Below are 1,604 nucleotides of genomic sequence, written 5' to 3' on the forward strand. Positions count from 1 at the left end.
TCAAGCTGCCGCACGACGCGCTCATTTGAAACTAAAACTGCAACTGTAATGCTAGTAAAAGACCCTGAACGCTGTCACGGCGTTCAGGGTTTTAATGGGTCAGTATGTGCATTAGTTGCGCCCGATCATGTGGGGCATTCACGGACACCACAAAATATCAGGCTAAGCTGATGTAAAACTGAAAGTAGCAGCCGTTTTCGACAAGTATTCACCCGGCTGACAGCAACGATACCTGATCCCCGACAGACCTCGCGCCCCAAAGGGGTCTTCAGCTTGGGGCGCTTCCAGAACAATCAACATTTTCAATTTTTAATTCCACTGAATAGACAGTCACCGGCTCCCGCCGGTTAAGGAACGAAATTAAATATTCATATTTCATTTCCGGCTCAGCTAAACTTCTCCAAAGCTGCCATATTTGTTGTTACCTTCGAATAGCTTAAGGCCATATCCTGTTATTTACTAAATTATCAGGTTTTGGTTCTAGTGTCTTCGCACGCGGTAGCTGTGCCGTCATGTGCAACAAGCCATCAACGGATTTATAACCAACATGTCCTTCCTTCAAAATGCGAAGATCCGAACCAAGATATTGTCAGTGCTGATTACAATATGCGTAATCGCCGCCGGCGGCGTGTTGACGATGTCACGCAATTTCCAAAAGGCCGATGACAACTACTCAGACCTAATTTCGCAAGATGAAGTAGCAACGGTCGCGATGGCTCGAGCGAGCCAAAGAGTCGCAGCCATTAGCTACAATGCTTATCAGATCCTCGCATACAGCTCGAAGGATCCTGAGATGCAAGGATTAAATGACGACTACGTAAAGAATAGAACGACGCTTTTCGAATTATTCGACGTAGCAAAGGAGCACGCACAGGACGACGCCCCGAGCGTAATTCCTCTCATGGATGCCGCCAAAGAAATTGTTTCCATTACGGACGAAGCCGTAAAGGCAGGTCTGGCTGACGACAATGATAGGGCGAAGTCGCTGCTGAAGCAGGCAGACGTGAAGGTCAAAGAGGAGATCCTAAACGTTCGTGGCTGGATTGAGCACAAAAGTAAGAGTGTTGAAGAGCAAAGCGATGCTCTAACTGCCGTCACAGAAGGCACAATCTTCTACACTTTGGTGACACTCGGCCTCGTTTTTGCAGCCGCGCTTGCCGCAGGGCTTGTGGTTTCATCGCGCGGCATCACTACGCCTATTGTCAAACTGAAGAGCCGCATGGAAGCTCTGGCGCGTGGCGAAACTGAAGAGCCTATTTCTGGGCTGGAACGAGGTGATGAAGTCGGCCAGATGGCTGCAGCCGTCGCCGTGTTTCGCGACAACGCTATTGAGCGCATACGCCTTGAACGGGAGGCGCAATCCAACCGCACCCTGTCAGAGCAGGAGCGAGCAGAGCGAGAAGCGCAGAAAGCGCACGACGCCGAAGCCACTCGCCTGGCCGTCGACAGCCTGGGAACGGGATTGGGCGAGCTTTCCAGCGGCAACATGTCTTACCGCATTGAGACCGCGTTCGTTTCCCATCTCGACGGGTTGCGGGAGAACTTCAACGGCTCGATGGACAAGCTTCAGCACACTCTCAGAGCCGTCGCCGAAAATGCTCAGG

General features: G+C 51.2%; 1 protein-coding gene. It reads left to right on the forward strand.

Features of this window, described 5'->3' with window-relative positions:
• Positions 1-547 precede the first annotated feature (547 nt).
• Positions 548-1,604, forward strand: a 1,057-nt coding sequence (locus EQW76_RS28640) for a methyl-accepting chemotaxis protein (RefSeq protein ID WP_142832621.1), incomplete at its 3' end; no start/stop codon positions are given.

The organism is Rhizobium sp. rho-13.1 (genome assembly GCF_007000305.1).
Classification (GTDB): Bacteria; Pseudomonadota; Alphaproteobacteria; order Rhizobiales; family Rhizobiaceae; genus Rhizobium; species Rhizobium rhododendri.